16 protein-coding genes are annotated in these 26,250 nt (G+C 71.8%); 6 read left to right on the top strand and 10 right to left on the bottom strand.

The window, feature by feature from the left end; translation table 11 throughout:
• Positions 1–93 precede the first annotated feature (93 nt).
• The 3 genes from AB0I67_RS12460 to AB0I67_RS12450 all read right to left on the bottom strand — a co-directional run bounded on the left by AB0I67_RS12460 (position 94) and on the right by AB0I67_RS12450 (position 7,642).
• Positions 94–6,006, bottom strand: a complete 5,913-nt coding sequence (locus AB0I67_RS12460; RefSeq protein WP_357921894.1) for an RHS repeat-associated core domain-containing protein — start codon at positions 6,004–6,006, stop codon at positions 94–96.
• Positions 6,007–6,336: 330 nt separating this feature from the next.
• Positions 6,337–7,140 carry a glycerophosphodiester phosphodiesterase family protein gene (locus AB0I67_RS12455; protein ID WP_357921891.1) on the bottom strand — a complete coding sequence of 268 codons (804 nt, stop codon included), beginning with the start codon at positions 7,138–7,140 and terminating at the stop codon, positions 6,337–6,339.
• Positions 7,141–7,147: 7 nt separating this feature from the next.
• Complete coding sequence (locus tag AB0I67_RS12450; RefSeq protein ID WP_357921888.1) at positions 7,148–7,642, bottom strand: carbonic anhydrase; 495 nt, start codon at positions 7,640–7,642, stop codon at positions 7,148–7,150.
• 101 nt (positions 7,643–7,743) lie between these two features.
• Here AB0I67_RS12450 and AB0I67_RS12445 point away from each other — a divergent pair, with 101 nt between their 5' ends.
• On the top strand, positions 7,744–8,067 hold the full coding sequence (locus AB0I67_RS12445) for a hypothetical protein (protein WP_357921885.1): 324 nt from the start codon (positions 7,744–7,746) through the stop codon (positions 8,065–8,067).
• 45 nt (positions 8,068–8,112) lie between these two features.
• Positions 8,113–10,203, top strand: a complete 2,091-nt coding sequence (gene ligA / locus AB0I67_RS12440; protein ID WP_357921882.1) for an NAD-dependent DNA ligase LigA — start codon at positions 8,113–8,115, stop codon at positions 10,201–10,203.
• Between the two features lie 91 nt (positions 10,204–10,294).
• Here the strand turns inward: ligA and AB0I67_RS12435 are convergent, their stop codons facing one another.
• The 5 genes from AB0I67_RS12435 to AB0I67_RS12415 all read right to left on the bottom strand — a co-directional run bounded on the left by AB0I67_RS12435 (position 10,295) and on the right by AB0I67_RS12415 (position 17,793).
• Positions 10,295–13,291: a glycoside hydrolase family 3 N-terminal domain-containing protein gene (locus tag AB0I67_RS12435; RefSeq protein WP_357921879.1), complete on the bottom strand. Its 2,997-nt coding sequence runs from the start codon at positions 13,289–13,291 to the stop codon at positions 10,295–10,297.
• Positions 13,292–13,334: 43 nt separating this feature from the next.
• A complete protein-coding gene (locus tag AB0I67_RS12430; protein WP_357921876.1) occupies positions 13,335–14,195 on the bottom strand; it encodes a carbohydrate ABC transporter permease in 861 nt (286 codons plus the stop codon).
• Positions 14,192–15,091 (bottom strand): sugar ABC transporter permease, encoded by a 900-nt coding sequence (locus tag AB0I67_RS12425; RefSeq protein WP_357921873.1) that lies wholly within the window; start codon positions 15,089–15,091, stop codon positions 14,192–14,194. Before AB0I67_RS12425 ends, AB0I67_RS12430 begins: the two co-directional genes overlap by 4 nt.
• Before the next feature lie 91 nt (positions 15,092–15,182).
• Entirely contained in the window at positions 15,183–16,475 is a 1,293-nt protein-coding gene (locus AB0I67_RS12420; RefSeq protein WP_357921870.1) for an extracellular solute-binding protein, read from the bottom strand.
• Positions 16,476–16,593: 118 nt separating this feature from the next.
• Entirely contained in the window at positions 16,594–17,793 is a 1,200-nt protein-coding gene (locus AB0I67_RS12415; RefSeq protein ID WP_357921868.1) for an ROK family protein, read from the bottom strand.
• Positions 17,794–17,901: 108 nt separating this feature from the next.
• Here AB0I67_RS12415 and AB0I67_RS12410 point away from each other — a divergent pair, with 108 nt between their 5' ends.
• Positions 17,902–19,845: a beta-galactosidase gene (locus tag AB0I67_RS12410; RefSeq protein ID WP_357921865.1), complete on the top strand. Its 1,944-nt coding sequence runs from the start codon at positions 17,902–17,904 to the stop codon at positions 19,843–19,845.
• Between the two features lie 51 nt (positions 19,846–19,896).
• Here the strand turns inward: AB0I67_RS12410 and AB0I67_RS12405 are convergent, their stop codons facing one another.
• Complete coding sequence (locus AB0I67_RS12405; protein WP_357921862.1) at positions 19,897–22,413, bottom strand: DNA topoisomerase IV subunit A; 2,517 nt, start codon at positions 22,411–22,413, stop codon at positions 19,897–19,899.
• A 73-nt stretch (positions 22,414–22,486) separates the two neighbouring features.
• The gene (locus AB0I67_RS12400) at positions 22,487–23,056 is read right to left on the bottom strand and encodes a GNAT family N-acetyltransferase (protein WP_357921859.1); all 570 of its coding nucleotides are present in this window, start codon (positions 23,054–23,056) and stop codon (positions 22,487–22,489) included.
• A gap of 51 nt (positions 23,057–23,107) precedes the next feature.
• Here AB0I67_RS12400 and AB0I67_RS12395 point away from each other — a divergent pair, with 51 nt between their 5' ends.
• From AB0I67_RS12395 to AB0I67_RS12385, 3 genes are all read left to right on the top strand, one after another.
• Positions 23,108–23,929 (top strand): TauD/TfdA family dioxygenase, encoded by an 822-nt coding sequence (locus tag AB0I67_RS12395; RefSeq protein ID WP_357921856.1) that lies wholly within the window; start codon positions 23,108–23,110, stop codon positions 23,927–23,929.
• Between the two features lie 61 nt (positions 23,930–23,990).
• Complete coding sequence (locus AB0I67_RS12390) at positions 23,991–25,241, top strand: 6-phospho-beta-glucosidase (protein ID WP_357921853.1); 1,251 nt, start codon at positions 23,991–23,993, stop codon at positions 25,239–25,241.
• Positions 25,235–26,185: a BadF/BadG/BcrA/BcrD ATPase family protein gene (locus AB0I67_RS12385; RefSeq protein WP_357921850.1), complete on the top strand. Its 951-nt coding sequence runs from the start codon at positions 25,235–25,237 to the stop codon at positions 26,183–26,185. The genes AB0I67_RS12390 and AB0I67_RS12385 overlap by 7 nt, the downstream gene beginning before the upstream one ends.
• The last annotated feature ends 65 nt before the right edge of the window (positions 26,186–26,250 follow it).

Here is a 26,250-nt window from a genome sequence, read left to right as displayed (position 1 = left end):
TCCGTGGCGTGTCCGGGGAAAAGGGGCCGCTGGGTGGAGAACGGGCCGGCCTCCCCGCCGGAATGGCGGGGAGGCCGGGGTCAAGCGGGGACTTTACCAGCGCCCGGCTATCGCGTCGGCGAAGAGGGAGGCGATGGCCTTCTTCTTGTCCGCCCGGGCCGTGGCCCCGGCGGCGGAGGTTGACCAGTCCCAGGTGTAGGAGGTCGGGATGCCCGCGTCGGCCAGGGCTTTTCGGCACTGGTTGGTCCCGGTGCACGGGCGGAACTCGGAGTAGGCCTCCTGGATGGCGTCGCCGAACTGCCGCATCAGCTTGAGTTCGGCGTGGTTGCCCCGGCCCTTGGAGGAGAAGGCGACCTCGATCCGGTCGGTCCCGTCGGCGTTGCGGACCCGGACGGCGGCGGCGTTGTTGCCGCGGTTGCCGGTCCGGAGCCGTTCCTGCAGGACGGCCCGGCTGAGGTCGTTGCCGCCGTAGTCGACCTGGCAGTTGTGGACGAGGAGGGGCGTGCCGCGGGTGACGACGTAGTAGGTGTGCAGGTCGGCGACGGTGAGGTTGTGCACCCGCTGCCGGGCGTCGCGGCGTTCGACGGCGGCGAGCTGGACGTAGGTGCCCGCGCTGGTGCGCAGCCACATGCCGGGCCGGAGGTCGCCGGCCTTGACCCAGCGGCCCTTGCCGCTGCCGCGAGCGTCCTTGCGGTCCTTGTCGGCGACCCAGAAGGGGTGCCCGTCGGTGGCCACCAGCTCCCCTGAGCTCACCACCAGCCGGACCAGGCGCTTGTCGCCGTCTCCGGTGATCTGGCCGACGACCGGCTTGGCGACGGTCTCCCCGGTCGCCGGGTCGGTGGCCAGGACGGTGTCGCCGAGCCGTACCGACTCGATCGGCTTGGCGGTGCCGTCGCTGAGCAGGACCAGCGTGCCCGGGGTGAAGCTGTTGCCGGTCTTGCAGGAGTCGCCGATGGACGGCCGGGAGGACGGGTTCTGCGTCTTGGTGCTGGCCTTGGCCCGGGCGGCCTGGGCTCTGGCGCGTTCGGCGGCCTCGGCGGCCAGGCGTTTGGCCTCGGCCTCGGCCGCCGCCCTGAGTGCGGCCTCCTTCTCCGCGGCCTCCCGTGCCGCCCTGGCCGCGGCGGCCTTGGCGGCTTCGGCCGCCTTCTCGGCCTTGGCGAGGATGGCGCGGGCCCACTTGAGTTCCTGGAGGAAGGAGACGACCGCCTTGCCGGCCCGCCAGATCGCCCCGATGATCTTCGGTGCTTTGAAGATCTTGCCCCACGGGAGCGAGCCGACGACGGCCGAGACGCAGGCGCCGAGGTCGCCCTGGAGGCAGTTGATGATGTCGTTGATCCCCAGGACCTCCATGAGGATCTGGCCGCCCGCCTCCAGGATCACGTCGAGGATCGACTTGCTCTGGAGCTGCTGGGCCTTGGCCACCTCCTCGGGGCTGGGCCCGGTCTCGATGGTCGCCGGGTCGCCGCCGCCGGTCGCGCCCGCGTCGGGCACGGCGCCGGTGGGGTCGGTGTAGACCATCGGGTTGTTGGCGGCGTAGGTGTAGGGCGAGGTGGCCGCCAGGCCGCTGGGCTGCGGGTCGGTCGAGGTGAACCGGCCGGTGCCCGGGTTGTAGGTGCGCTCGCGCAGGTAGTAGTTGCCGGTCCCGCTGCTGTCGTCCTGGTAGGCGCCGTGGAACTTCATCGGGTTGGCGGGGCCGCCTGCCGTACCGGACAGAGTGGTTCCGGTGCGCGGGTTGCCGAACGGGTCGTAGTCGTAGCCGGCCTCGACCTCGCCGGACGGCGAGAGCAGGTTGGCCACGCCGCCGAGCCAGTCGTGGGTGTAGGCGTGCGCGGCGCCCCCGGTCAGCAGCGCCAGCGGCTCGTCGCCGGGACCGTAGGTGAAGCCCTGCCGCGACATGACCGAACCGGCCGCGTCGTAGGTGGTGTCCAGGGCGATCTGCGGGATCGAGCCGTTGGTGTCCCAGCTCCAGCGCTGGGTGCCGGTGGCCCCGGTGGCGCTGAGCCGCAGGCCCTGCGCGTCGTAGGTGAAGGTGGTGCTCTTGCCGTTGACCGTCGCCGAGGCGAGCTTGTTGTCCAGCGTGTAGGTGAAGCGGTCGGCGCCCGCCCGGACCTGGTTGCCGTTGACGTCGTAGGCGAAGTCGCGGCTGACGACGCTGCCGGGCTTGCTGACCGTCTCCTTCGTGAGCTGGTTGGCGGCGTCGTAGGTGTAGGTGGTGGTGTCGTTGCCCGCCGTACCGGACCGCTTCTGGCTGAGGCGGTTGCCCATCAGGTCGTAGGCGTAGTCGATGCGCCCGGCCATCGGGCTGCCGGTGGCGCAACTGGTGGCCGAGTAGCAGGCCGAGGTGATCCGGTTGACGTTGTCGTAGGTGTAGGCGACCGACTCGTTGCGCTCGCCGCGGGTGGTGACGACGCGCGTGGGGTTGCCGAGCGGGTCGAGGGTGAGCTGGAAGGCCGAGACCGGCGGCTGGCCCTCGCGGCCGGTGACCAGGCTGGTCAGCCGGCCCGCCGGGTCGTAGGCGGCCTCGGCGGCCAGGCCGTTCGGCAGCGTGGTCCTGGTCCGGCGCCCGGCCGGGTCGTAGCCGAACTCCCACTTGGCGGCCGAGCCGGCGACGCCGCCGCCCACGGTGTGCGAGGTGACCCGGCTGTCGGCGTCGTAGGTCGCGGTGACCTTGGTGCCGTCGGGGTACTCGCGGGTCGCGATGTTGCCGCGCTCGTCGTAGGTGTAGGCGAAGCGCTCGTCGGCCAGGCCGGCGGTCTTGCGCAGGACCGAGGTGATCTGGTCCTCGTCGTCGTAGGCGACTTCGCGCACGCCGGCCGGGTCGCCGTACCCGACGGTCCGGTCCTTGGCGTCGTAGGCGAAGGTGTAGACCGGTCCCTCGGAGCCGAGGGTGGACTTCACCCGCCGGTTCAGGATGTCGTAGGTGCTGGTGACGGTCCGCTTGGCGCGCTCCTCCGGCGAGAGCCACTCGGGGCCGTTGATCGCGATGGCGGAGACCGGGTTGCTCTCCGCGTCGTAGCTGATCTCGATGCGGCGGCTGAGCGCGTCGGCCCTGGTGATCAGGCGGCCGGCGTCGTCGTAGGCCATCCGGACGTAGCGCCCCATCGGGTCGCGGACGGCTTCGAGCAAGCCGTCCACCCCGTAGGAGTACACCGTCGAGCGGGCCGCCGGGTCGGCCGGGTTGTACGGGCTGTCCGGGGTGTGCAGGGTCGCCGGGAGGTTGTCCTCGCGGTAGGTCTGGTGCGTGGTGCGGCCCTTGGCGTCGGTGACCGCGACGACGCGGTTGCTCGCGTCGTAGGTCAGCGTCGTCGCGCCGCCGAGCGGGTCGATCGTCTTGACGTGGTTGCCGGCCGCGTCGTACTCGTAGCGGACGGTGTAGCGGTCCGGGTCGGCGCCCTCGACGTTGCCGCGCGGCTCGGTCATCGCGATCGGCCGGCCGTCGTCGTCGTACTTCCAGGTGGTGACGCCGCCGGTGGCGCTGATCTCCTTGATCCGGTTGCCGGCCGCGTCGTACTCGGTGCGCGTGGTCTCGCCGCCGGCGTCCGTGGTCGAGGTCTGCCGGCCGGCCTTGTCGTAGCCCGCCTTGGTGGTACGGCCCAGCGAGTCGGTGACCTGGGTGAGCTGCCCGGCGTCGTCCCTGGTGAAGGACTGCTCGTTGCCGAGCTCGTCGACCTTGCCGGTGGTGCGGTCGAGCGGGTCGACCTTGACGTCCTGGTCGACGAAGCCCCCGCCGGGGTACGGCCGGCGCATCCGGACGAGGTTGTCGTTGTAGTCGTAGAAGTAGGTCGTGGTGAAGTCGGCCTTGTTCGCGCCCGGCTCGTTGCCGCGCGGGGAGACGACCGTCTTGAGCAGGCCCTTGGCGTCGTAGCCGTAGCTGGTGACGATCGGGGCGCGGGTCCGCAGCAGCACCTGGGTCGTCAGGCGGCGCCCGGCCTCGCTGTAGGTGATGACGCTGGTGCGGCGCTCGTTGTCGACCTTCTGCAGCAGGCCGTTGGCCAGGTAGAAGTAGTTGGTCGTCTGCCCGGTCGGGGTCTGCTTGCGCACGACCCGGCCGGTCTCGTCGAACCCGGTGCGCCAGGCGCCGGCCTTGCCGGGGTCGAGGGTGCTGACCAGGTTGTCCTGCGCGTCGTAGCCGTAGCGCGTGGTGTAGGCGTTGCGGTTGCCGCCCGGCGCGGTGCCCCGGCCGTCGATCGCGGCGATCTGGCGGCCCGTGGTGTCGTAGACGCGCTCGTCGCGCCGCCCGGTGGGCAGGATCGTGGACTTGAGCTGGCCCTGGGCGGTGTACTCGTAACGCGTGACCTTGCCGCGCGGGTCGGTCGTCGACACGCGCAGCCCGCGCGAGTCGTACTCGTGCCGGACCTCGTTGCCCTCGGGGTCCACGCTGCGGACGAGCTCGTTGTACTCGTTGTAGGTGTCCTTCCACACCTCGCCGTTGGCGTCGGTGTGCTCGGTCGGGTTGTTGCGCTCGTCGAACCTGGTCTTCTCGGAGAAGCCCTGCGGCGCGGTCGAGGCGGTCCGGTTGCCGTTGGCGTCGAAGGTGGCCTCGTGCTGGTGCTGGCCGGCGTTGACGACCAGGTTGCGGTTGAGCGAGCGGTCGTAGCGGTGGTTGTCGGAGTCGCCGGTGCCGCGCTGGGAGTAGACCAGGGTGTTACCGCGGTAGCCGTCCCACACCACCACGCCGTCGGCGTCGGTGGTCTTGGCCTCCTGGCGGCCGGCGTTCCACTCGAAGCGGGTGGGCTTGCCCAGGCCGTCCTTCTGCTCGGTGACGCGGCCGTCGGCGCCGTAGACGTTGCTGACGATGGCCACGTTGTGCGGGTCGATCACCGAGGCCAGCAGGCTGTTGGCGTGGTAGGTGTACTTCCACGTGAAGCCGCGGGGGTCGATCACCGAGCTGAGCAGGCCGCCGGTGTAGAAGTAGGAGACGTGCCGGCCGTCGGGCAGGCTGATCTGGCGGATCAGCCCGCCCTCGACGCGCACCTCGACGACGCGGCCGGAGGCGTCGGTGATGTTGACGCCCAGTCCCTCGTAGGCGAGCTTGACGCCGACGCCGCGCGCGTTGCCGACCGAGGTCAGCCGGCCCTGGGCGTCGAAGCCGAAGCGGACCTGCCGGGGCGTGGTGAGCACCCAGCCGTCGCCGGACTTCGCCAGCGTGCTGCGCACGCCCGGCGGCCGCTTGTAGCCGTTCCCGTCGGGGGTGTACTTCGCCTGCGCGCCGTCCTCCGCCCGTACGGTGACCACGCCGTCCTCGCCGGGGGTCACGCGCATGTCGTAGGACCACGCCCAGCCGGGGCCGAACGGCCCGGGCCCGCGGTTCATCGAGGAGTAGGTGCGGCTGGAGGCGAAGACCGGGCCGAAGGAGTCCATGGCCAGGTCCTGCTCGGTCCGCACGTAGGCGCCGGTGCCGGTGTTGACGCCCTGGGCGCGTCCGGCCTGCCCGGCGGCGGTGAGCGCGAGCGCGTTGCCGCAGCCGCAGCCGGCGGCCTGCTCGTTCGGCACCGGCGGCGGGTCCTCGGTCAGCCGGGGACCGGCCTGGCCGGAGGGCGGGGAGGCGACCTCGCGCCCGTCGCCGTAGACCGCCGAGACGGTGACGAAGTACTCCTTGCCCACCTCCAGCGTCCAGCCGTCGGCCGTGCCGAAGGAGCGGCAGAACTCGCCCGCCCCGCCGCAGGTGGGGGAGGGGGGAAGGTCGGCGCGCGGGATCAGCGTCGAGGCCTGCTCGGTCTGCGAGGCCGCGTCGTAGAGCCGCACGCGGGCTCCGGTCCAGGACGGGTCCACCTGGCCGGAGGAGAAGTACAGGACCAGCGAGGTGTCGCCGATCACGAAGCCGGGCCGGAGCGACAGCCCGGTGAAGGCGTCGTCGGCCGCCTTGGCGGCCTTCTTCGAGGTGAGGGCGCTCCAGCGGGCCTCGGCCACCTCGGCCGGTTCGCCGTCCGCGGCGGCGCCCGGGGGAAGCACGGGCGGCCGGTGGGCTGGGTCGACGGCCTTGTCGGGGCGGACTCCGGGCGGCATGGGCCGCTGCGCGGGTGCGCCGGTCTGCTGGGTCTGCGCCGCGGCCGGGGTTTCCGCCTTCGCGGGCAGGGCACGGACGGGCCCCAGGACCGAGGCCAGAAGTGCGACGGATAATAAGGCGCCCGTTATTCGGGCACGCCGAAATCGACTGAGTAACATTGCAGGTCACCCCCGTTTGTGATCGGCAGGCTTTCAAGAAAGCAGCCGATCGGAAGCGCTGCAACCAGGATTATGTTCGGTCGCGGGAAAAGTGAATAACCGATGCACCGTTCCAGCCAGGTGAAAGCCGTGACAATGGCCCGGGGCATAGTCCGGTGTTATGGGAAAGACTTATGCCTTGCGCTTCATCTCGCCCAGGACGTTGCGCAACTCGTCGAAGATCGGCGTCATGTCCGCGACCCGGCGCGCCGCGCGCGGTTTGTTGGTCAGCAATCCGTCCACGCCCGCGGCCAGCATCCGGCGCATCACCCTCGGCCGGTTGACCGTGTAGGCCATCACCTTCAGGCCGAGCCGGTGGGCGGTCTTCACGTAGGCGGGCGTGACCGTCTGGTGCGGGACGTTCACGTAGTCGGCGAAACCCGCCACGTACGGTAGGCGTGCCGCCGGCACCGTGCCGAGCACCGCCCGCAGCGCGTGCGTCTGGAGGCGGCGGACGAACTCCCAGTCGAAGCTCTGCACGATCGTGTCGGAGGGCGCCTCGGCCAGGACGTCCGCCAGGCGGGGCTCGATCTCGGGCGTGGGCTTCTTGACCTCGACGACCACGGCGGCCGGGCCGGTGCGCATGGCCTCGATCGCCTCGGCCAGCGTCGGTACGCGCTGGCCGGCGAACCTCGGCCCGAACCACTTGCCGGCGTCCAGGCGGCGGATCTCGGCGAGGGTGAAGTCGCTGACCCGCCACGGGGCGCGGTCGGGGTAGAGCTCCTCGGCGTCGGTGGTGCGTTCCAGGGTGGAGTCGTGGAGCACGACGAGCTCGCCGTCCTTGGTGGTGCGGACGTCGAGCTCGTACATGTCGGCGCCTGCCGTACCGGCTGCCTTGAAGGCGGCGAGCGTGTTCTCCGGCGCCACCGCGGAGGCGCCGCGGTGCGCCACGACGAGGAGATCGAGCGTGACCAGGAGTGATACGACAGCTAGCACAAAGTGACTATATATCTACAGACTGTAGCCGTCCGGTGCGGACGTCGTAGATCGCGCCGCCGACCGGCAGATCCTCGGGCAGGAAGGGGCTGGTGCGGATGCGGGTCAGGTCGTGTCGCAGCGCGGCGTCCTGGTCCGGGACGGTGTGGAACTCCAGGCTGCGCGTGTCCACCCCCCGCGCCTGGGTGAGGGCGTGCACGTCCTCGTCGGTCACCTTGGACATGCCGCAGTCGGTGTGCGGCATCACCAGCACCCGTTCCACGCCGAGCAGGTAGACGGCCAGGACCAGGGTGCGGAGGACGTCGTCGGTGACCCGCGCGCCGGCGTTGCGCAGGATCTTGGCGTCACCCGGCTTCAGCCCCAGCAGGCCGAGGGGGTCGATGCGGGAGTCCATGCAGGTCACCACGGCCAGGCCTCGCGCGGCCCGGCCGGTCAGCCCGGATTCCCCGAAGAAGCGGGCGTAGTCGGCGTTGGCGGACAGCACGTCGTCGAATGCGCTCATGGAGAGATGATCCCCCATGCACGTTTCCTGACGGTTGCCGGGGCTCCCAGGTTTGGAAAGCTCTCACCTGGGAGCATGACGATGCGTGAAGATATGTTGCCGTGAGTAGGACTCAATCGCTGGCCGCCTGCCTGCGGGCGCACGCGCGGCGCAGCCTCGACCGGGTCGAGCCCCGTGACGACGGGCGCAACGCCCGCCGCGCCCTGGCGTTGCTCGACGCCGCCTGTTACGCCGAGAGCCTGCCGGAGGACGACTCGCTCCTCCTGCTGCTGCGGGAGGCGGGCCACTTCGGACCGCACGGCCTCGACGACTTCGAGCCCGACGAGCAGGCCCGCCGCCGGATCGCCGAATGGACCGGCGGCGAGCCCGCCGAGCTCCTGCTGGACCTGGCCGGCCGGCTCCCGCAGGACGCCGCCTCCGACTAGTCCGCGGGCCTGGAATTGTCGGTGCCACCAGGCAGGATAGGGGTCATGAAGGACGCGCCTCCCATCACCGTGATCGCCGACGAGACCGCCTACGCCGAGGCGGTCCAGCTCGCCCTCGACTCGTCGGCGGCCTACTACGCCGACGGCACCTCCACCCTCGACGACGACTCCTACGACCGCCTGGTGCGCGGCATCGAGGCGTACGAGCGCGACCACCCCGAGCAGGTGCTGCCGCAGTCGCCGACGGGCAAGGTGGCCGGCGGCGCGGTGGTGGGCGACGTGCCCCACCTGACCCCGATGCTCAGCCTCGACAACGTCTTCGGCGCCGAGCAGCTCGCCGACTGGGCCGCCTCGGTCGAGCGGCGCATCGGCCGGCCGGTGACCGCGTGGGCGGTGGAGCCCAAGCTCGACGGCCTGGCGATCTCGGCCCGTTACCGGCGGGGCCGCCTGGTCCAGCTCGTCACCCGCGGCGACGGTGTCGCGGGTGAGGACGTCAGCCACGCCATCGGCACCATCCTCGGCCTGCCCGGCCGCCTCACCGACCCGGTGACGATCGAGCTGCGCGGCGAGGTCATGATGACCACCGCCCAGTTCGAGGAGGCCTGCGCCAAACGCCAGGCGCACGACGGCACCACCTTCGCCAACCCGCGCAGCGCCGCCGCCGGCTCGCTGCGCACCCGCGAGCGGCCCTACGTCTGCGAGCAGACCTTCTTCGGGTACGGCGCGCTGCCCCACCCCGACGACACGTCCGAGCTGGCGGCCGGCCTGCGGGAGTGGCCGCACAGCGAGGTCATGGCCTGGGTCGCCGGGCAGGGCGTGCAGACCACGGCCGTCACCCCGGTCGCCGGCACCGTGGTGGCCACGATCGCGGAGGCGCAGGTCCGGGTCGAGCAGATCGCCGCCGCGCGGCCCGACCTGGAGTTCGGCATCGACGGCATCGTCGTCAAGTGCGACCTGGCCGCCGACCAGGCCGCCGCCGGGTTCAGCTCGCGGGCGCCGCGCTGGGCGGTGGCCTACAAGCTGCCCGCCACCGAGAAGATCACCAAGCTGGTCGGCGTGGAGTGGAACACCGGCCGCACCGGCGTCATCGCCCCGCGGGCCGTCCTGGAGCCGGTCGAGCTCGACGGTTCGATCGTCACCTACGCCACCCTGCACAACGTCGCCGACATCGGGCGGCGCGGGCTCATGCTCGGAGACTCCGTGACCGTCTACAAGGCGGGCGACGTCATCCCGCGGGTCGAGGCGCCCGTGGTGCACCTGCGCACCGGCGACGAGCGGCCGATCCCCATCCCCGAGGTCTGCCCGTCCTGCGGCGACGCCATCGACACCAGCCAGGAGCGCTGGCGGTGCGTGCGCGGCCGGGGCTGCCGGGCCATCGCCTCGATCAGCTACGCCGCCGGGCGCGACCAGCTCGACATCGAGGGGCTGGCCGACAACCGCATCAAGCAGATGCTCGACACCGGGCTGATCGCCGACTTCGCGGACCTGTTCTACCTCACGCGGGAGCAGTTGCTTGGGCTGGAGCGGATGGGCGCGGTCAGCACCGACAACCTGCTGGCCGCCTTCGAGCGGGCCAAGGCGCAGCCGCTCAGCCGGGTCTTCTGCGCGCTGGGCGTCCGGGGGACCGGGCGGTCGATGAGCCGGCGGATCGCGCGGCACTTCGGGACCATGGCGGCCATCCGGGCCGCCGACGCCGCGGCCATCCAGGAGGTCGAGGGGATTGGGCCGGAGAAGGCGCCGGTCGTGGTCGCGGAGCTGGCCGAGCTGGCGCCGCTGATCGACAAGCTGGTGGCGGCGGGGGTCAACATGACCGAGCCCGGGGTGCCTGAGGGTGGGCTGGCCGCCGCTGCCGCGGCCGGTGCGGACGTGGGGGCGGGGGAGCTGGAGTTGCCGCTGGCCGGGATGTCGGTGGTGGTGACCGGGGCGATGTCCGGGGAGCTGGAGGCGTTGTCGCGCAACGAGATGAACGAGCTCATCGAGCGGGCCGGGGGGAAGGCGTCGTCCGGGGTGTCGGCCAAGACGTCGTTGCTGGTGGCGGGGGAGAAGGCGGGGTCCAAGCGGGCCAAGGCGGAGTCTTTGGGCGTCCGGATCGTCAGCCCGGAGGAGTTCGCCGACCTGGTCCGGCCCGTCCTCTGAGCCTCGGCCCAGGCCGGGTCGGTGAGGGAGGGCGGCGGCGTCCCGGCCCCGGGTGGGGCGCCGCCGCCCTCGGTTGAGAGAGCAGAGAGGGTCAGGTCAGGAGGGCGAGGGCTCGGGTGAGGTCGCCCTGGGCCAGAGCCTGGTCGGCCAGGGCCTGGCGCGGGTAGGGCACGGAGCCGGCCTGGGCGAGGTCGCGGGCGACGGAGACGATCGCGTTCCCCTGGGCGAAGGTGCCGGTCCGCGACCGCTCCAGGAGGGCGGCGGCGGTGCGAAGGCCGAGGACGACCTTGCGGGAGTCCCGCACGGCCCCGTCGGCGGTCCACCACGACCGGTGCAACGCCACGGTGAGCGCGGCGGCGGCGGCCTTGGCCGGTCCGTCGCCCCGGGCGAGGGAGTCCCGCGCCGCCACCAGCCGGTCACGCGCCCGGTCGGTGCGCAACCCCCAGCCGTAGGGGAAGAGCGGCGCGTAGGTCGCGTCCCCCACGTTGATGGGCAGCTGCTCGACCGAGCTGAACCAGGTGAACGGCAACCGCCCGGTGTACGGCACGGCCCCGAACAGCGGGTCGGCCACCCCGTCGCCCTCGCTGCCCGGCAGCCAGGCCGCCACGACGGCCTCGATCCCGGACAGCTCGCCGAGCAGCAGCGGACGCCCGGACACCACGACGACCACGCACTTGACCGCCCCGCACACCTTGTCGATCGCCGCCCGGTCGGCGGGGGACAGGTCGAGGGTGCGGCCCTGGCGGCCGACGTCGCCGAAGCCTTCGGCGTAGGGCCGCTCGCCGACCACGACGACGCCGGTGGCGGCGGGGTCGATGGGGGCGGAGGCGTCGGGGGAGTGGGTGACGTCCGGCGCGCGCTTCTTGATCGCTTGCAGGATGGTCGTGCCCTCGGTGATCGGGCCGGAGCTGCCCTGCCAGGTGATCGTCCAGCCGCCGGCCTGGTTGCCGAGGTCATCGGCGTTGGATCCGGCGACGTACAGCTTGCCGCCGGGCTTGAGCGGCAGCAGCCCGCCGTCGTTCTTGAGCAGCACCTGCGACTTGGCGGCAGCCGTACGGGCGACCGAGCGGTGGGCGGCCGAGCCGACGGCGGCCAGGCCCGAGCGGTCGGCGTAGGGCCGCTCGAACAGGCCGAGCTCGAACTTCTTGGTGAGGATGCGCGAGACGGCGTCGTCGATGCGCGCGGCGCTCACCCGTCCGGCGGTGGCCTCGTCGGTGAGGGTCTGGGTGAACTGCACGTACGCGTGCGGCACCATGATCATGTCTAGTCCGGCGTTGATCGAGGTGCGCACGTCGGAGGCGTAGTCGCCGGGGATCTGGTCGATGGCCTGCCAGTCGCTGATCACGAAGCCCTTGAAGCCGAGCCGGCCCTTGAGGGTGTCGGTGATCAGTTCGCGGTGGGCGTGCATCTTGGTGTCGCCGACGCTGGAGAAGCTGGGCATCACGGTGCCGACGCCGCGCTTGACCGCCTCGGCGAAGGGCGCGAGGTGGATCTTCTCCAGCTCGTCCCGGCTGCCGGTGAAGACGCCCTGGTCGATGGTGTAGTCGCCGGTCGTGGAGGAGCCGTAGGCGGTGCCGCCGTCGGCGACGTAGTGCTTCGCGGAGGCCAGCACGCCGTTCTTCTCCAGCCCGTCGATGATCGTCGTCATGCGGCTGACCAGGTGCGGGTCCTCGGAGAAGGACTCGTAGGCGCGGCCCCAGCGGTCGTCACGGGAGACGCACAGGCAGGGCGCGAAGTCCCACGGGATGCCGGTGGCCTTGACCTCCTTGGCGGTGATCGCGCCGGTCCGCTCGACCAGCTCGGGGTCGCGGGTCGCGCCGAGGCCGACGTTGTGCGGGAAGATCGTCGCGCCGACCACGTTGTTGTGCCCGTGCACGGCGTCCACACCGTAGATGATCGGGATCTGCAGGCGGGTCTGCATGGCACGGAGCTGGAAGGCGTCGACCATGTCCGCCCACGCCTCGGGCGTGTTGGTGGCGGGGGTGGAGCCGCCGCCGGACAGCAGCGAGCCGAGCAGGTAGGTGGCGATGTCGTCCTGCTTGGCCAGGGCGCCGCGTTCGGCCTGGGTCATCTGCCCGACTTTCTCGGCGAGCGTCATGCGGCTCAGCAGGTCGGCCACCCGCTGCTTGACCGGCCGCTTCCGGTCGAGGTACGGCAGGCCGTGCGCGTCGATCACGATCGCCGGTTCGTCGGCGGGCGGGCTGACGCCTTCGCCGTCGAGCAGGATCGGGATCGTCTCGGCGGTCTCGGCGTCGCCGTCGCGCAGGGTGCGGACGGTGAAGGTCTTGGCCGTGCCGGAGGCGGTCCCGGCGGGGAAGGCGAGCGTGCCCTCGGCCGGCTCGTAGTCCTGGCCGGCGGTAGCCGTACCGGCTCCGGTGCGGTAGCGGACGGTGGCGTCGGCGGGCAGCGGCGCGCCCGTGGCGGTCGAGACGCTGACCCGGACGGTGACCGTACCCGCCTCGTCCACCTGGTAGACCGGCCGGTCGGTGGCCAGCCGGGCCGGGCGCGGCGGCGCGGTGCCGAAGGCCTGGACGTCGTCCCAGAGCAGCACGCCGCTGGCCCCGGCGGGCAGGCGCATCGAGTAGCCCCACATCGCGACCAGGTCGAGCTGGCCGTCGGTGGGCGCGCCGCCGGGCTGGTAGTCGCCGCGGCGGACGAAGTCGGTGAACCGGGTCTGGACCTGCTTCCACCCGGCGGTGTCGTCGACGAAGGAGGACTCGAACAGCTCGGAGCTGCCCGCTCCGCCGCCGCCGTCCTTGACCTCGAAGAAGATGCGCTGGCCCGAGGCGGTGCCCTTCACCCAGAAGGAGAAGCCTTCGTACGGTGACCAGTCCTGGGTGGCGCTCAGGTCGTGCGACCAGCCGCCCCACTGGCCGACGGAGTAGGTCGTCTTGAGCACCCGGCCCTGCCGTTCGGCGTCGGCCTCGACGCTGAGCGCGGGGGTCGAGGCGGCGTCGTTGCCCCAGCCGACGACCCCGGCGGGAACGGTGTCGCTCTCGAAGTCGGTGATGGTGAGCGGCGCTGCCGCCTGTGCGGGGGTGGCGACGAGCGCCGTGGCTAACACGAGGACAGTAGTGAGGATCTTCACGGGACCTCCTTTGGAGCGGTTATCTGCCAGAGAGCGCTCTCTGTCAACCCTTCAGCGCGCCGTGCATGATGCCCTGGATGATCTGCCGCCCGAACACGGCCGCCACGACCAGCAGCGGAAGCGTCCCGACCGTCGTCGCGGCCAGCACGAACGAGTAGTCCACGGAGTAGCCGCTGGACACCGTGGAGAGCGCTACCTGAACCGTCGGGTTCTCCGGGCTGAGTACCACCAGCGGCCAGAAGAAGTCGTTCCAGGCGTTCATGAAGGTGAGCATGCCGAGCACCGCGGCGGCCGGGCGGGCCAGCGGCAGGATGACCCGCCAGAAGAGCCCGAAGGTGGTGCAGCCGTCCACCCGCGCCGCCTCGATCAGCTCACCGGGGATCGCGCCACTGAGGTACTGCGCCATGAAGAAGACGCCGAAGGCGCTGACCAGGCTGGGCGCGATGACCGCGTAGAGGGTGTCGATCCACCCGATCTCGGCCATCATCATGTACAGCGGGATGATCCCGAGCTGCGTCGGCACCATCATCGTCGCCACCACGCCCAGGTAGAGCCCGTTGCGCCCGCGGAAGCGCAGCTTGGCGAAGGCGAAGCCGGCCAGCGTGGAGGAGAGGATCTGGCTGAACGTGATCGCCCCCGCGACCACCGCGGTGTTGAGCAGCGCCAGGTCGAACGGGACGGTGGCGAAGACGCGCTGGATGTTGCTCAGCAGGTTGGGGCCCGGCAGCACCGGCGGGGGCACCTGGCCGAGCGCCGAGTTGTCCAGCGAGCCGACCACCACGCTGTAGTAGAGCGGGAAGGCCGAGAAGAAGGCGACCGCGGCCAGCGTCAGGTAGGCCAGCCGGCCGGGCCGGCGCACCCGGCGCCGGGCGTGCCGTACCCGGGCGAGCGTGAGGTCCATCATGTGCTCCTGATGCGGCGGATGAGCAGGTAGTTGACCGCCGCGGCGACGAGCACCAGGGCGAACATCACCCAGGCGGTCGCGCTGGCGAAGCCGAGGTCGAAGCGGCCGAACCCGGCCTCGAACAGGTAGAGCGTCAGCGTCTGGAACTGGTGGTCGTTGCCGCCGCCCGGCTGCCCGCCGCCGAACAGCAGCGGCTCGGCGAACATCTGCATCCCGCCGATGGTCGAGACGATGACGGTGAAGATGATCGTCGGCCGGATCGCCGGGATGGTGATCTTCCGCAGCCGCTGCAGGCTGCTCGCGCCGTCGATGATCGCCGCCTCGTGCAGCGACTGCGGCACCGCCTGCATCGCCGCCAGGTAGATCAGCGCGTTGTAGCCGGTCCAGCGCCAGATGACCATCGCGGAGATGGCCGCGTGCGAGCTGGCCGTGCCGGCCGCCCAGTCGATCTGGCCCGCCCCGAACACCCCCAGCACCCAGTTGACCAGGCCGTAGTCCCGGCCGAAGAGCTGGCCGAAGATGATCGCGACGGCGGCGACGCTGGTCAGGTTGGGCAGCAGCAGGCTCAGCCGCCAGAACGTCTGGCCGCGCAGCCGGCCGCTCAGCAGGTGCGCCAGCAGCAGGGCCAGCAGCAACTGCGGCACGGTGGACAGCACGAGGATCGACACCGTGTTGAACAGCGCGTTCCAGAAGGCCGGGTCGGCCAGGAGGGTCAGGTAGTTCGCCGCGCCGAGGAAGGCGTGCTCGTCCTCCAGCAGGCTCCAGTCGTGCAACGACACCCAGCCGGTGTAGAGCAGCGGGAAGGCCGACAGGGCGGCGAACAGGGCGAAGAACGGCAGGATGTAGAGGTACGGGGACGCCTTGGTGTCCAGGCGGTAGAGCCAGGATCGCAACACCTGGGGTTCCTCCTGTGGTGGGGGGCTTCGGGTACGGCAGGCCGCCCGGCGCTGGTGCCGCGACCGGGCGGCCTGGGTCCGGACGAGGGGGTCAGAGGATCTTCTTGACCTCGGTCATGGCCTGGTTCCAGGCCTCGTCGGGCGTCTGCTTGCCCTGCTCCACCCGGGTGAGCGCGTTGTTGATCGCGGTGTTGATGTCCCCGGCCTTCGGCCCGAGGTACTGCGCGTTCATGGTCGCCACCGACTGGGAGAAGATCTTCCCGACCGGCGCGTCGTTGAAGAACGGGTTGACGAAGTCGGTGATCACCGGGTCGCTGTAGAGCTTGTTGGTGGAGGGGAAGTTGCCCTTGGCGCGGAAGACCTTCGCCTGCTGTTCCGGCGCGGTCAGCCAGGAGGCGAGCGCGAAGGCGGCCTCGGGGTTCTTGCCCTGCTTGGGCAGGGTGAGGAAGGAGCCGCCCCAGTTGCCGGTGCCGCCGGGGATGGCGGCGATGTCCCACTTGCCGGCCGCGTTCTTGGCCTGCTCCTGGATGTAGGCCATCATCCAGGCGGGGCAGGCGATGGTGGCGAAGGAGCCGCGCTGGAAGCCCGCGTTCCAGTCGGCCGACCAGGCGGTGATCTTCGCGGAGAGCCCGGCGCCGATCGCCTCGATGGTCTTGTCGAAGGCGGCGCGCACCTCGGGGTTGGTCTCGACGACCACGGTGTCGTCGGTGGCGTAGAGCCCGGTCGGCGCCTGGCCCAGGATGGCGCGGTACATCACGATCGGGCCGTCGAAGAAGGCGGTCTTGGGCAGCTTGGCCGCGGCGAACTTCTTGCCGGTCTCGATGTAGCCGTCCCAGGTGGACCAGAGTCGCGAAACCTGCTCGCGGTCGGTGGGGAGCCCGGCCTTGGCGAACAGGTCGGTCCGGTAGCACATGGCCAGGCCGCCGACGTCGGTGCCGAGGCCGAGCTGGCGGCCGTCCTTGGACTGGGAGGTCTTCCACTTCCATTCCGGCCACTGGCTCGCCAGCTTGTCCGCGCCGAGCTCGGTGAGGTTGTGGAACTTGTCGGGGTTGGCCTTGAACTGGCCGATCCAGCCTTCCTCGATGGCTTCGATGTCGGCCGCGCCCTTGCCGGTGGCCAGGTTGGTGGCCACCCGCCGGTGGTGCTCCTCGGCGGCGGCCACCCGCTCGACGATGTCGATCTCCGGATGGGCCTTCTCGTACTCCTGGTAGAGCGACTGGTAGCCGAAGTCGTTGAAGGTGCCGATGACGATCTTGGTCTTGGCGCCGCCGCCGGCCGCGCCGGAGGCCGCCGGGGTGGTGCCGCCGCTGCCCGACGTGCCGCCGCCGCAGGCCGTCACGGCGAGAAGGAGTAAGGGCACGAGCAGCCCGCGCTGCAAACGCATAGAACCGCACCTCCGTAGGTCCTGGGATTGCCCAGACCCTACGGCGGCTTCTGACGGACTTCAATATAAGCCTTAAAAAAAGTGGCAACAGCTCGGCAACGCCGTGCTCATCCCGGCGTCACACGCCCTGCAGGGCTCGCTGGCTGTCCAACAGGAAGCCGTCGACCACCAGCGTCGCCGCCCCCCGCGCCACCGCGTCCGGCCCCAGCAGGCCGAGCTCGATCCCGGTCCGCTCGTACGGCAGGGCCAGCGAGTGCGCCCGCGCGGCCTCCCGGATCTCCGGCAGGAACCGCCGGCCCAGCAGCAGCCCGGCCCAGCCGCCCAGCACGATCCGCTCCGGGTTGAGCAGGTTGATCAGCGTGCCCAGCCCCGCGCCCAGGTAGTGCACGGTCTCGGCCAGCACCCGCCCGGCCTCCGGCGAACGATCGGCCAGCAACGCGGCGAAGGCCGGCTCCTCCTCGCCCTCCTCGCCCGGCACCAGCTCGCGGTAACGGTCCAGGACCGCCTCGGCCCCCGCGTACGCCTCCAGGCAGCCGCGGTTGCCGCAGCGGCAGGTCCGGCCGCCGGCCGCCACCGTCATGTGCCCCCACTCGCCCGCGCTGCCCGACGCGCCACGGTAGATGCCGCCGTCGGTCACCAGGCACAGGCCCACCCCCGAGCCGACCAGCGCGACCGCCGCGGTGCTCGCCCCGCGGCCCGCGCCGAACCACAGCTCGGCCTGGCCCATCGTCTTGGCGCCGTTGTCCACGAAGAGCGGCAGCTCGGTGCCGGCGCGCAGCAGCGTGCCGAGCGCGACGCCCTGCCAGCCGTAGGTCGGGGCGTGGATCACCGCCTCCGGGCCGGGCTCGACCAGGCCGGGCACCCCGACGCCGAGCCCCAGCACCCGCTCGCGCGGCACGCCGGCCTCCGACAGCACCAGGTCGGCCCCGGCCAGGATGTGCCGCACCACCAGCTCGACGTCGTGCCGGGCCGGGCGCAACGCGTAGTCGGTGCGGGCCAGCTCGTTCATGCCCAGGTCGAGCAGCTCGACCCGGACGTGCGTCTCGCCGACGTCCACGCCGATGGCGTAGCCGTAGTCGGGGTTGACGCGCAGCAGCACGCGCGGGCGCCCGCCGTCCGACTCGACCTGGCCGGCCTCGGCGATCACCCCGTCGGCCAGCAGGTCGGCGGTGACGTTGCTGACCGTCGCCGCGCTCAACCCGGTCTGGGCGGTCAGCTCGTGCCGGCTGGCCGGGCCGCCGAAGAACAGCGCGCGAAGGAGGGTCTCGCGGTTGCCCCGGCGCAGGTCTCGTACCGTTCGCCGTCGTGCCTGCATCATGGCGAGCATCTTAGGACAGAACGCGAAATAAGGCAGGGAGAGGGCTTGAGGGAGGGCGATCGCTGTGCAAGCCTGCTTAGTACACGTCGTAAAATAACTCTCGGGAGCGTGAGCGTGGCCATCGAGGTCCGCGACGGAGTCACCGTCATCGACGGAGTGCCCACGGCGCTCGTCACCGCCGACTACCCCTACTACCGGGACCACCCCTCGGTCTGGGCCGACCGGCTGCGGGCGATCCGCGACGAGCTGGGGATCGAGATCATCACCTGCTACCTGCCGTGGCGCCACCACCAGCCCGCTCCCGGCCGCGAGCCCGACTTCACCGGCCGCACCGACCCGGCCACCGACGTGCTGGGCTTCCTGCGCCTGTGTGCGGAACTCGGGCTCAAGGTCGTGGCCAAACCCGGCCCGTTCATCCACGCCGAGGTCGACTACGGCGGCCTGCCCGACTGGGTCTGTCCCACGGCCGACCCGCGCATCGAAGCCCTGCTGGACGCCGACGGCAGGCCCTCCACCTGGGGCGGGCGGGTGCTGCCCGCGCCGCTCGGCCCCGCCTTCGCCGCGCACGCCGAGCAGTGGCTGGCCGCCGTCGGCAAGGAGGTGCTCGACCCCGGCGGGCCGGTCGTCCTGGTGCAGATCGCCAACGAGGGCCTCTACACCAACGGCGCGCTGCCGCTGACCGCCTACGACTACAGCCCGTCCGGCCTGGCCTTCTACCGGGAGCGGCTGCGCGAGTGGTACGGCACGCCGCAGGAGTACGCCCGCGTGCACGGCCACTCCTGGGACCAGCCGCCCTCCGCCGAGGGACTCGCGGCGGCCGCCGACTGGGGGCGCTTCCACGCCGCCTACCTCGCCGAGGTCTACCGCCGCTGGAGCGAGGCGACCGGCACCACCCTGCCGATCGTGGTCAATCTCAACCCGCCCACCATCGCCCACCTCGACGACTGGCTCGCCCGGGTGCGGCCCCGCGACTGGACGGGCATCCACTACGGCTTCACCAACTGGATGGGCGTCGTCTCGGCCGACCCCGAGGCGCACGCCCGCTATGTGATCGCCGCCAAGCTCTTCCCTGGGCCGAACCTGGAGGAGAACTGGGGCTTCTCCGAGCTGTACGACCGGGCCTACGCCGACGCCGCGACCAGCTTCCACCAGTCGCTGCTGGCGCTGGCGGCCGGGGCGACCGGGGTGAACGTCTACACGGCGGCGGCCACGTCGGGGTGGAGCCGAGCGCTGGACTCGGTGCATGCTGCGCCGTACCCGGACTGTGCGCCGATCGCGGCCGACGGGAGCGCGACCGGAAAGGCGCCGGTCGTGCGGGCGATGGCCGGCTTCCTGGCCCGGCACGGCGGCGAGTTCCTGGAGGCGAAGCCGGTGACCGGCGGGGCCTTCGGGCTCTACGCGCCGCAGGCCGCCGTCGCGGCGGCGGGCGTGGCCGGGCACTCGTGCGGGCGGTCGTTGCTCGCCTACCACGCGCGGATGCGGGCCGCGGGGCTCGACTACGCGCTGGTCGACCTGGAGCACGCCGACGCCGCCGAGCTGGCCGGGCACGCCTCGATCACGCTGCCGGGCGGGACGTTCCTGGGGCGGGCCGCGCAGGAGGCCCTGGCCGGCTACCTCGGCCAGGGCGGCGTGGTCGTGGTGGAGGGGGAGGTGCCGGTGCTGGACGAGCACTTCCGGCCGTGCACGCTGCTCGCCGACGCCTTGGCCGGGAGCTCGGCCGGTTCCTCGTCGGGGGAGTCGCCGGTGCGGGTGGTGCGCGGGGTCGCCGACGCCTACCTGCGGGTGCATCCGAAGCTGGACGTGCGCTACCTGACCGTGCTGGCCGCCGACTCGCACGAGGGGGTGGTCGAGGTCGAGACCCCCGACGGGACGGTCTCGCTGGTCACCTGCCGGGGCGGGGCGGCGATCATCCGGCTCGCCGGGGGACGGCTGGACGACGTGCTGGTCAAGGGGACCAACGCCTTCCTCGGCTCAGCGGTCGAGGCCAGCGTGACCTACGGGAGGGACACCCGCACCGCAGGCCACCCCGCCGACCTGTTCCACCTGACCTGACCCCCGTGCCGGCCGGGTCTCCTCCCCGCAGGAGACCCGGCCGTCCGTTCGTCAGCCCTGCTCGGCCGGTTCGCCGAGCTGATCGGGGGCCGCGGGCTCGGCGGCCGGGGCGCCGGCGGCCAGGGAGCCGCCCACCGCGCCGATGGTGTGCGTCAGGCGCATGCCCGACCCGTCGCGCCGCCCGATCTCCTCCGGCAGCGGGATCGGCTTGCCGGTCGCCGAGACCGCCTTGGCCGGCGCGGGACCCGCCCAGGCCAGCAACAACACGTCCTCGCCCTTCAGGAACCGCTGCGCCCGCACCCCGCCGGTCGCCCGGCCCTTGGGCGGGAACTCGGCGTAGTCGGAGACCTTGCCGCCGCCGACCTGCGTGCCCGGCAGCGCGGTGGAGGACCCGGCGACCGTGACGACCTGGGCCGGCCGGGCCGGATCGACGACACCGAACCAGACCACCCGGGCGTCCCCGTCGAGCCGGATGCCGGCCATGCCGCCCGCCGGCCGCCCCTGGGGGCGCACGACGGAGGCGGGGTACCGCAGCAGTTGCGCGTCAGAGGAGATGAACACCAGGTCGTGCTCCTCCGACTCCAGCTCGACCGCGCCGACGACGGTGTCGCCGTCCTTGAGGGTGATCACCTCGAAGTCGTCCCGGTTGACCGGATACTCGGGCACCACCCGCTTGATCACGCCTTGGGCGGTGCCGAGGGCGAGGCCCGGCCCGGCCGGGTCGAGCGAGCCGAGCCCGACGACCTTCTCCTCCGGGGCGAGCACCACGTACTCCGAGACCGGATGCCCGCCCGACAACGACGGCGGGTTGGCCGACGGCGGCAGGATGGGCAGGTCGAGCACCGAGACCCGGATCACCCGGCCCAGCGAGGTGACCACGCCGACCTCGGCCCGCGCGGTGGTGCGCACCGCGGCGACCAGCACGTCGTGGGCCGACCGCTCGCCCTCCCCGGCCAGCGGCGAGGCGTCGGAGGTGCGGGCCAGCAGACCGGTCGAGGACAGCAGCACCAGGCACGGGTCGTCGGCCACCTCCAGGGTGACCGTGGCCGAGCGCGTCACGCCGGAGGCCTCCAGCAGGACCGTGCGGCGCGGCGTGCCGTACTTCTTGCCCACCTCGGCCAGCTCGCCGGAGACGACCTCGCGCAGCTTGGCGTCGGAGGACAGGATCGCGGTGAGCGCCGCGATCTCCTCGCTGAGCTGCGCCTTCTCGCTGTCGAGCTCCAGCTTGTCGTACTTGGTGAGCCGGCGCAGCGGGGTGTCGAGGATGTAGGCGGCCTGGATCTCCGACAGGTCGAAGACCTCCATGAGGCGCGTGCGCGCCTGCGCGGAGTCGTCGCTGGAGCGGATGACCTGGATGACCTCGTCGATGTTGAGCAGCGCGACGATGAGGCCGTCGACCAGGTGGAGGCGCTCCTCGCGTTTGCGGCGCCGGAACTCGCTGCGCCGCCGGACGACCTCCAGCCGGTGCTGGACGTAGACCTGGAGCAGCTCGCGCAGGCCCAGCGTGCGGGGCTCGCCGTCGACGAGGGCGACGTTGTTGATGCCGAAGGTCTCCTCCATCGGCGTCAGCCGGTAGAGCTCCTCCAGCACCGCCTCGGGCACGAAGCCGTTCTTGATCTCGATGACCAGGCGCAGGCCCTTGTGCCGGTCGGTGAGGTCCTTCAGATCGGCGATGCCCTGGAGCTTCTTGGCGTTGACCAGCTCCTTGATCTTCGTGACGACGCGCTCGGGGCCCACGTTGTAGGGCAGCTCGGTCACCACGATGCCGCGCCGGCGCGGGGTGATCTGCTCGATCGCGCACTTGGCGCGCATGCGGAAGGTGCCGCGCCCGGTCTCGTAGGCGTCGCGGACGCCTTCGAGGCCGATGATCGTGCCGCCGGTCGGCAGGTCGGGGCCCGGGACGTAACGCATCAGCTCGTCGAGCGTGGCGTCGGGCTTCTTGATCAGGTGGCGGGCGGCCGCGACGACCTCGACGAGGTTGTGCGGCGCCATGTTGGTCGCCATGCCCACCGCGATGCCGGTCGTGCCGTTGACCAGCAGGTTGGGGAAGGCGGACGGCAGGACCGTGGGCTCGGTCTCCTGGCCGTCGTAGTTGGGCTTGAAGTCGACCGTGTCCTCGTGGATGGACTCGGTCATCAGCATGGCCGCCTGGGCCAGCCGCGCCTCGGTGTACCGCATCGCGGCGGGCAGGTCGTCGGGCGAGCCGAAGTTGCCGTGCCCGTCGACCATGGGCAGCCGCATGGAGAACGGCTGGGCCATCCGGACGAGCGCGTCGTAGATCGCGCTGTCGCCGTGTGGATGGAGCTTGCCCATCACGTCGCCCACCACGCGCGAGGACTTGACGTGGCCCCGGTCGGGGCGCAGGCCCATCTCGCTCATCGAGTAGAGGATGCGGCGCTGCACCGGCTTGAGACCGTCGCGCGCGTCGGGCAGGGCCCGCTGGTAGATCACCGAGTAGGCGTACTCGAGGAAGCTGGTGCGCATCTCGGAGGAGACGTCGATGTCGACGATCCGCTCCTCGAAATCCTCGGGCGGGGGTGTGGTGGTGCGTCGGGCCATGTCGAACATTGTGCCGAAGAATTGGCGGTGCCCGCGACCGCCGGAGCATTATGTACGGCTTGCGCCGCCTGTCACCCCCGGCTCACCCCCGCGCGCCGGGCCACGGGCCGGGCGTGGGGCCCTCGGGACGGTCGCCCGGTTCGTTGAGCTTCTCCTGGTAGACGCGGAAGCCACGGGCCCGGTAGTTCGCCAGCGCGTGCGGCCCGTCCAGCGTGCAGGTGTGCAGCCAGACGCGGCGCGTTCCGGGCAGGCCGGGCCAGCGCGAGGCCAGGTCCCAGGCGCGTGCCGTACCGGTGTGCAGCAGGTGGCCGCCGAGCCCCTGGCCGATGGCCCAGGGGAGCAGGCCGAAGCTGGTGATCTCCACCTCGCCCTCCGGGTGCGCCTCCAACTCGGCGAAACCGGCGGGGGTGCCGCGGTGCCAGGCCACCCAGGTCTCGAAGCCGGGCCGCTCCAGCAGGGCGGTCCAGCGGTCGTAGCTCCAGGCCAGCCGGTCGGTCCAGTGCCAGTCGCCGCCGACGGCGGTGTAGAGGAAGCGGCTGAACTCGGGGTTCGGGATCTCGGCCCGCACCACCTCGATCTCCAGGCGGGGCGGCTTGGCCGCGACCAGGTCGCCGGGGGAGGTCTGCTCCAGGTACCAGGTGGTGACGTCCATGGCCCTCATCCTAATCTTGACCAAGCAATTGCTTGGTAATAGCGTCGGTGCATGATTGAGTTCCATCCCGTGACCAAGCACATCGGCGCCGAGGTCACCGGCGTCGACCTGCGCAAACCGCTGTCGGCCGAGGAAGTGGCGACCCTGCGTGCGGGGTGGCTCCGGCACCTGGTGCTGTTCTTCCGCGACCAGCACATCGACGACGATCAGCACCTGCAGTTCGCGCTCAACTTCGGCACCCTCAACCACCCGGCCTTCAAGAAGGACTCCGCCAGCCCCATCCACGTGCTCGACCAGACCGACCCCAAGGGCGAGGGCGGCGACGAGTGGCACAGCGACAACACCTTCGAGCCCACCCCGCCCATGGGGTCACTGCTGAGGTGCGTGCAGTTGCCGAGCGTGGGCGGCGACACCTGCTGGGCCAACACCTACCTGGCCTACGAGTCGCTCTCCAAGCCGCTCCAGCGACTGTGCGACGAGCTGACCGCGGTCCACGACATCACCGCCTCGATGAAGAAGGCGATCTCCAAGGGACACCCCTTCGTCCTGGAGGAGATCCAGGCCAGGTGGCCGCCGATCGAGCGGCCCGTGGTGCGCGTGCACGCCGAGACCGGGCGCAAGGCCTTGTTCGTCAACCGGGCCTCGACCACCCGGCTGGTGGGGCTGAGCGACCGCGAGAACGAGGCGCTGCTGCCGATGCTCATCGACCACATCCGCTCGCCGGAGTTCCAGTGCCGGCTGCAGTGGCGGCCCGGCACGCTGGCGTTCTGGGACAACCGGCCCACCCAGCACTACGCGGTGGCCGACTACACCGAGCGGCGGCGCATGCACCGGGTGACGGTCAACGCCTTCCCGGAGCATCAGGATCGGTGAGCCCCTGCTAGATTCCCGAATTAGGAAAGTTTCCTAACGTCTGGAATCTTGGAGTGCCACTGTGAAACTCGCCGTTGTCGGAGGCGGCTCGACCTACACCCCCGAGCTGATCGACGGGTTCGCGCGCCTGCGCGACGACCTGCCCCTCACCGAGATCGCCCTCATCGACCCCGACGCCGAGCGCCTCGACCTGGTCGCCGGCGTCGCCCGCCGGATGCTGGCCAAGGCCGGGCATCCGGCGAAGGTCGTCGCCACCGCCGACGTCGCGGCCGGCGTCAAGGACGCCCAGGCCGTGCTGTTCCAGCTCCGCGTCGGCGGCCAGGCCGCCCGCAACGTCGACGAGACCCTCCCGCTGCAGTGCGGCTGCGTCGGGCAGGAGACCACCGGCGCCGGCGGCCTGGCCAAGGCCCTGCGCACCGTCCCGCTCGTGCTGGAGCTGGCCGAGCAGGTGCGCACGCACGCCCCCGACGCCTGGATCGTCGACTTCACCAACCCGGTCGGCATCGTCACCCGCGCCCTGCTCGACGCCGGCCACCGCGCCATCGGCCTGTGCAACGTCGCCATCGGCTTCCAGCGCCGCTTCGCCGCCCGCCTCGGCCTCACCCCCGAGCAGATCCAGCTCGGCCACGTCGGGCTCAACCACCTCACCTGGGAGCGGGCCGTCTACGTCGACGGCGAGAACGTGCTGCCCAAGCTCCTGGCCGACAGCGCCCAGGAGATCGCCGACGACCTCAAGCTGCCGGTCGAGCTGATCACCCGGCTCCAGGTCGTGCCCTCCTACTACCTGCGCTACTTCTACGCCCACGACCTCGTGGTCGAGGAGCAGAAGTCGGCTCCCTCGCGCGCCGCCGAGGTGGCCGCGATGGAGGAGGAGCTGCTCAAGCTCTACGCCGACCCGGCCGTCGACACCAAGCCCGAGCTGCTCGGCAAGCGCGGCGGCGCCTTCTACTCCGAGGCCGCCGTGGCGCTGATCGCCTCGCTGCTCGGCGACCGCGGCGACGTGCAGGTGGTCAACACCCGCAACAACGGCACGCTGCCCTTCCTCGCCGACGACGCGGTCATCGAGGTGCCCGCGAAGATCACCGCGACCGGCGCCGTCCCGCTGCCGGTCGAGCCGGTCGAGCCGCTGTACGCGGGCCTCATCGCGGCCGTCTCCGCCTACGAGGAGCTGGCCCTGGAAGCCGCCCGGTACGGCGGAGCCGACCGGGTGCGCAACGCCCTGCTGGCCCACCCCCTCGTCGGGCAGGAGGCGATCGCCGCCGAGCTGACCGGCCTGCTGCTGGAGGCGAACGGGAAGTACCTGAAGTGGTGAGGCTGCTGGCCGTCGACGGCGGCAACAGCAAGACCGACGTGCTGCTCCTGGACTCCTCCGGCGAGATCCTCGCGCGCGGCCGGGGCGGCCCGTTCGTCCCGCAGAGCGAGGGCGTCCAGGCCGCCGCCGACGTCATCGACGGCGTCGTGCGGCAGGTGATGGGCCTGACCGAGCCGGTGGAGCAGCTCGTCGCCTTCCTCGCCGGGGCCGACCTGCCGGAAGAGGAGGAGGCCCTCGCCGCCGAGATCGGCTCGCGCGGCCTGGCCGGCGAGGTCGTCGTGCGCAACGACACCTTCGCCCTGCTGAGGGCCGGCGCGTCCGGCCCGTGGGGCGTGGCCGTGGTGTGCGGCGCGGGCATCAACGCCGTCGGCGTCGCACCCGGCGGCGAGACGGCGCGGTTCCTGTCCCTCGGGCCGATCAGCGGCGACTGGGGCGGCGGGCAGGGCCTGTCGGGGGAGACCCTCTGGCACGCCATCCGCGCCGAGGACGGCCGCGGCGAGCCGACCGAGCTGGCCGAGCTGGTCAAGACCCACTTCGGCGCGGCCAGCGTCGAGGAGGTCGTGCTGGACGTGCACTTCGGCCGGCTCGACCGGGACCGGCTCCTGGAGCTGACCCCGGGGCTGTTCAAGGTGGCCGCCGGGGGCGACCCGATCGCCCTCGGGCTGGTGCGGCGGATGGCCGACGAGGTCGTCGCCATGGCCGGGGTCTGCCTGCGGCGCCTCGGCCTGCTCGGTGAGCCGGTCGAGGTGGTGCTCGGGGGAGGGGTGCTGCGGGCTCGTGACCCGTTGCTCACCTCGCTGCTCGACGAGCGCTTCGCCGAGGCCGCGCCGCTGGCCCGGCAGGTCGTGGCCGAACTGCCGCCGATCGCGGGGGCCGCCCTGGCGGCGCTCGACCGGATCGGGGCGACGGAGCAGGCCAAGGCCCGCCTCCGCGCCCAGTTCTGAGCCGCACGACCAGGTGAGGCCGGCGCCCGGGCCAAGGAGGGGACCCGGGCCCGCCCGCCCTTTCT

Origin of the sequence: Nonomuraea sp. NPDC050310, from assembly GCF_040655795.1 — a bacterium.
In the GTDB taxonomy this organism is placed as follows: Bacteria; Actinomycetota; Actinomycetes; order Streptosporangiales; family Streptosporangiaceae; genus Nonomuraea.
The sequence above is the reverse complement of the archived record's forward strand: the minus strand, read 5'-3'. Positions and strand labels throughout refer to the sequence as shown.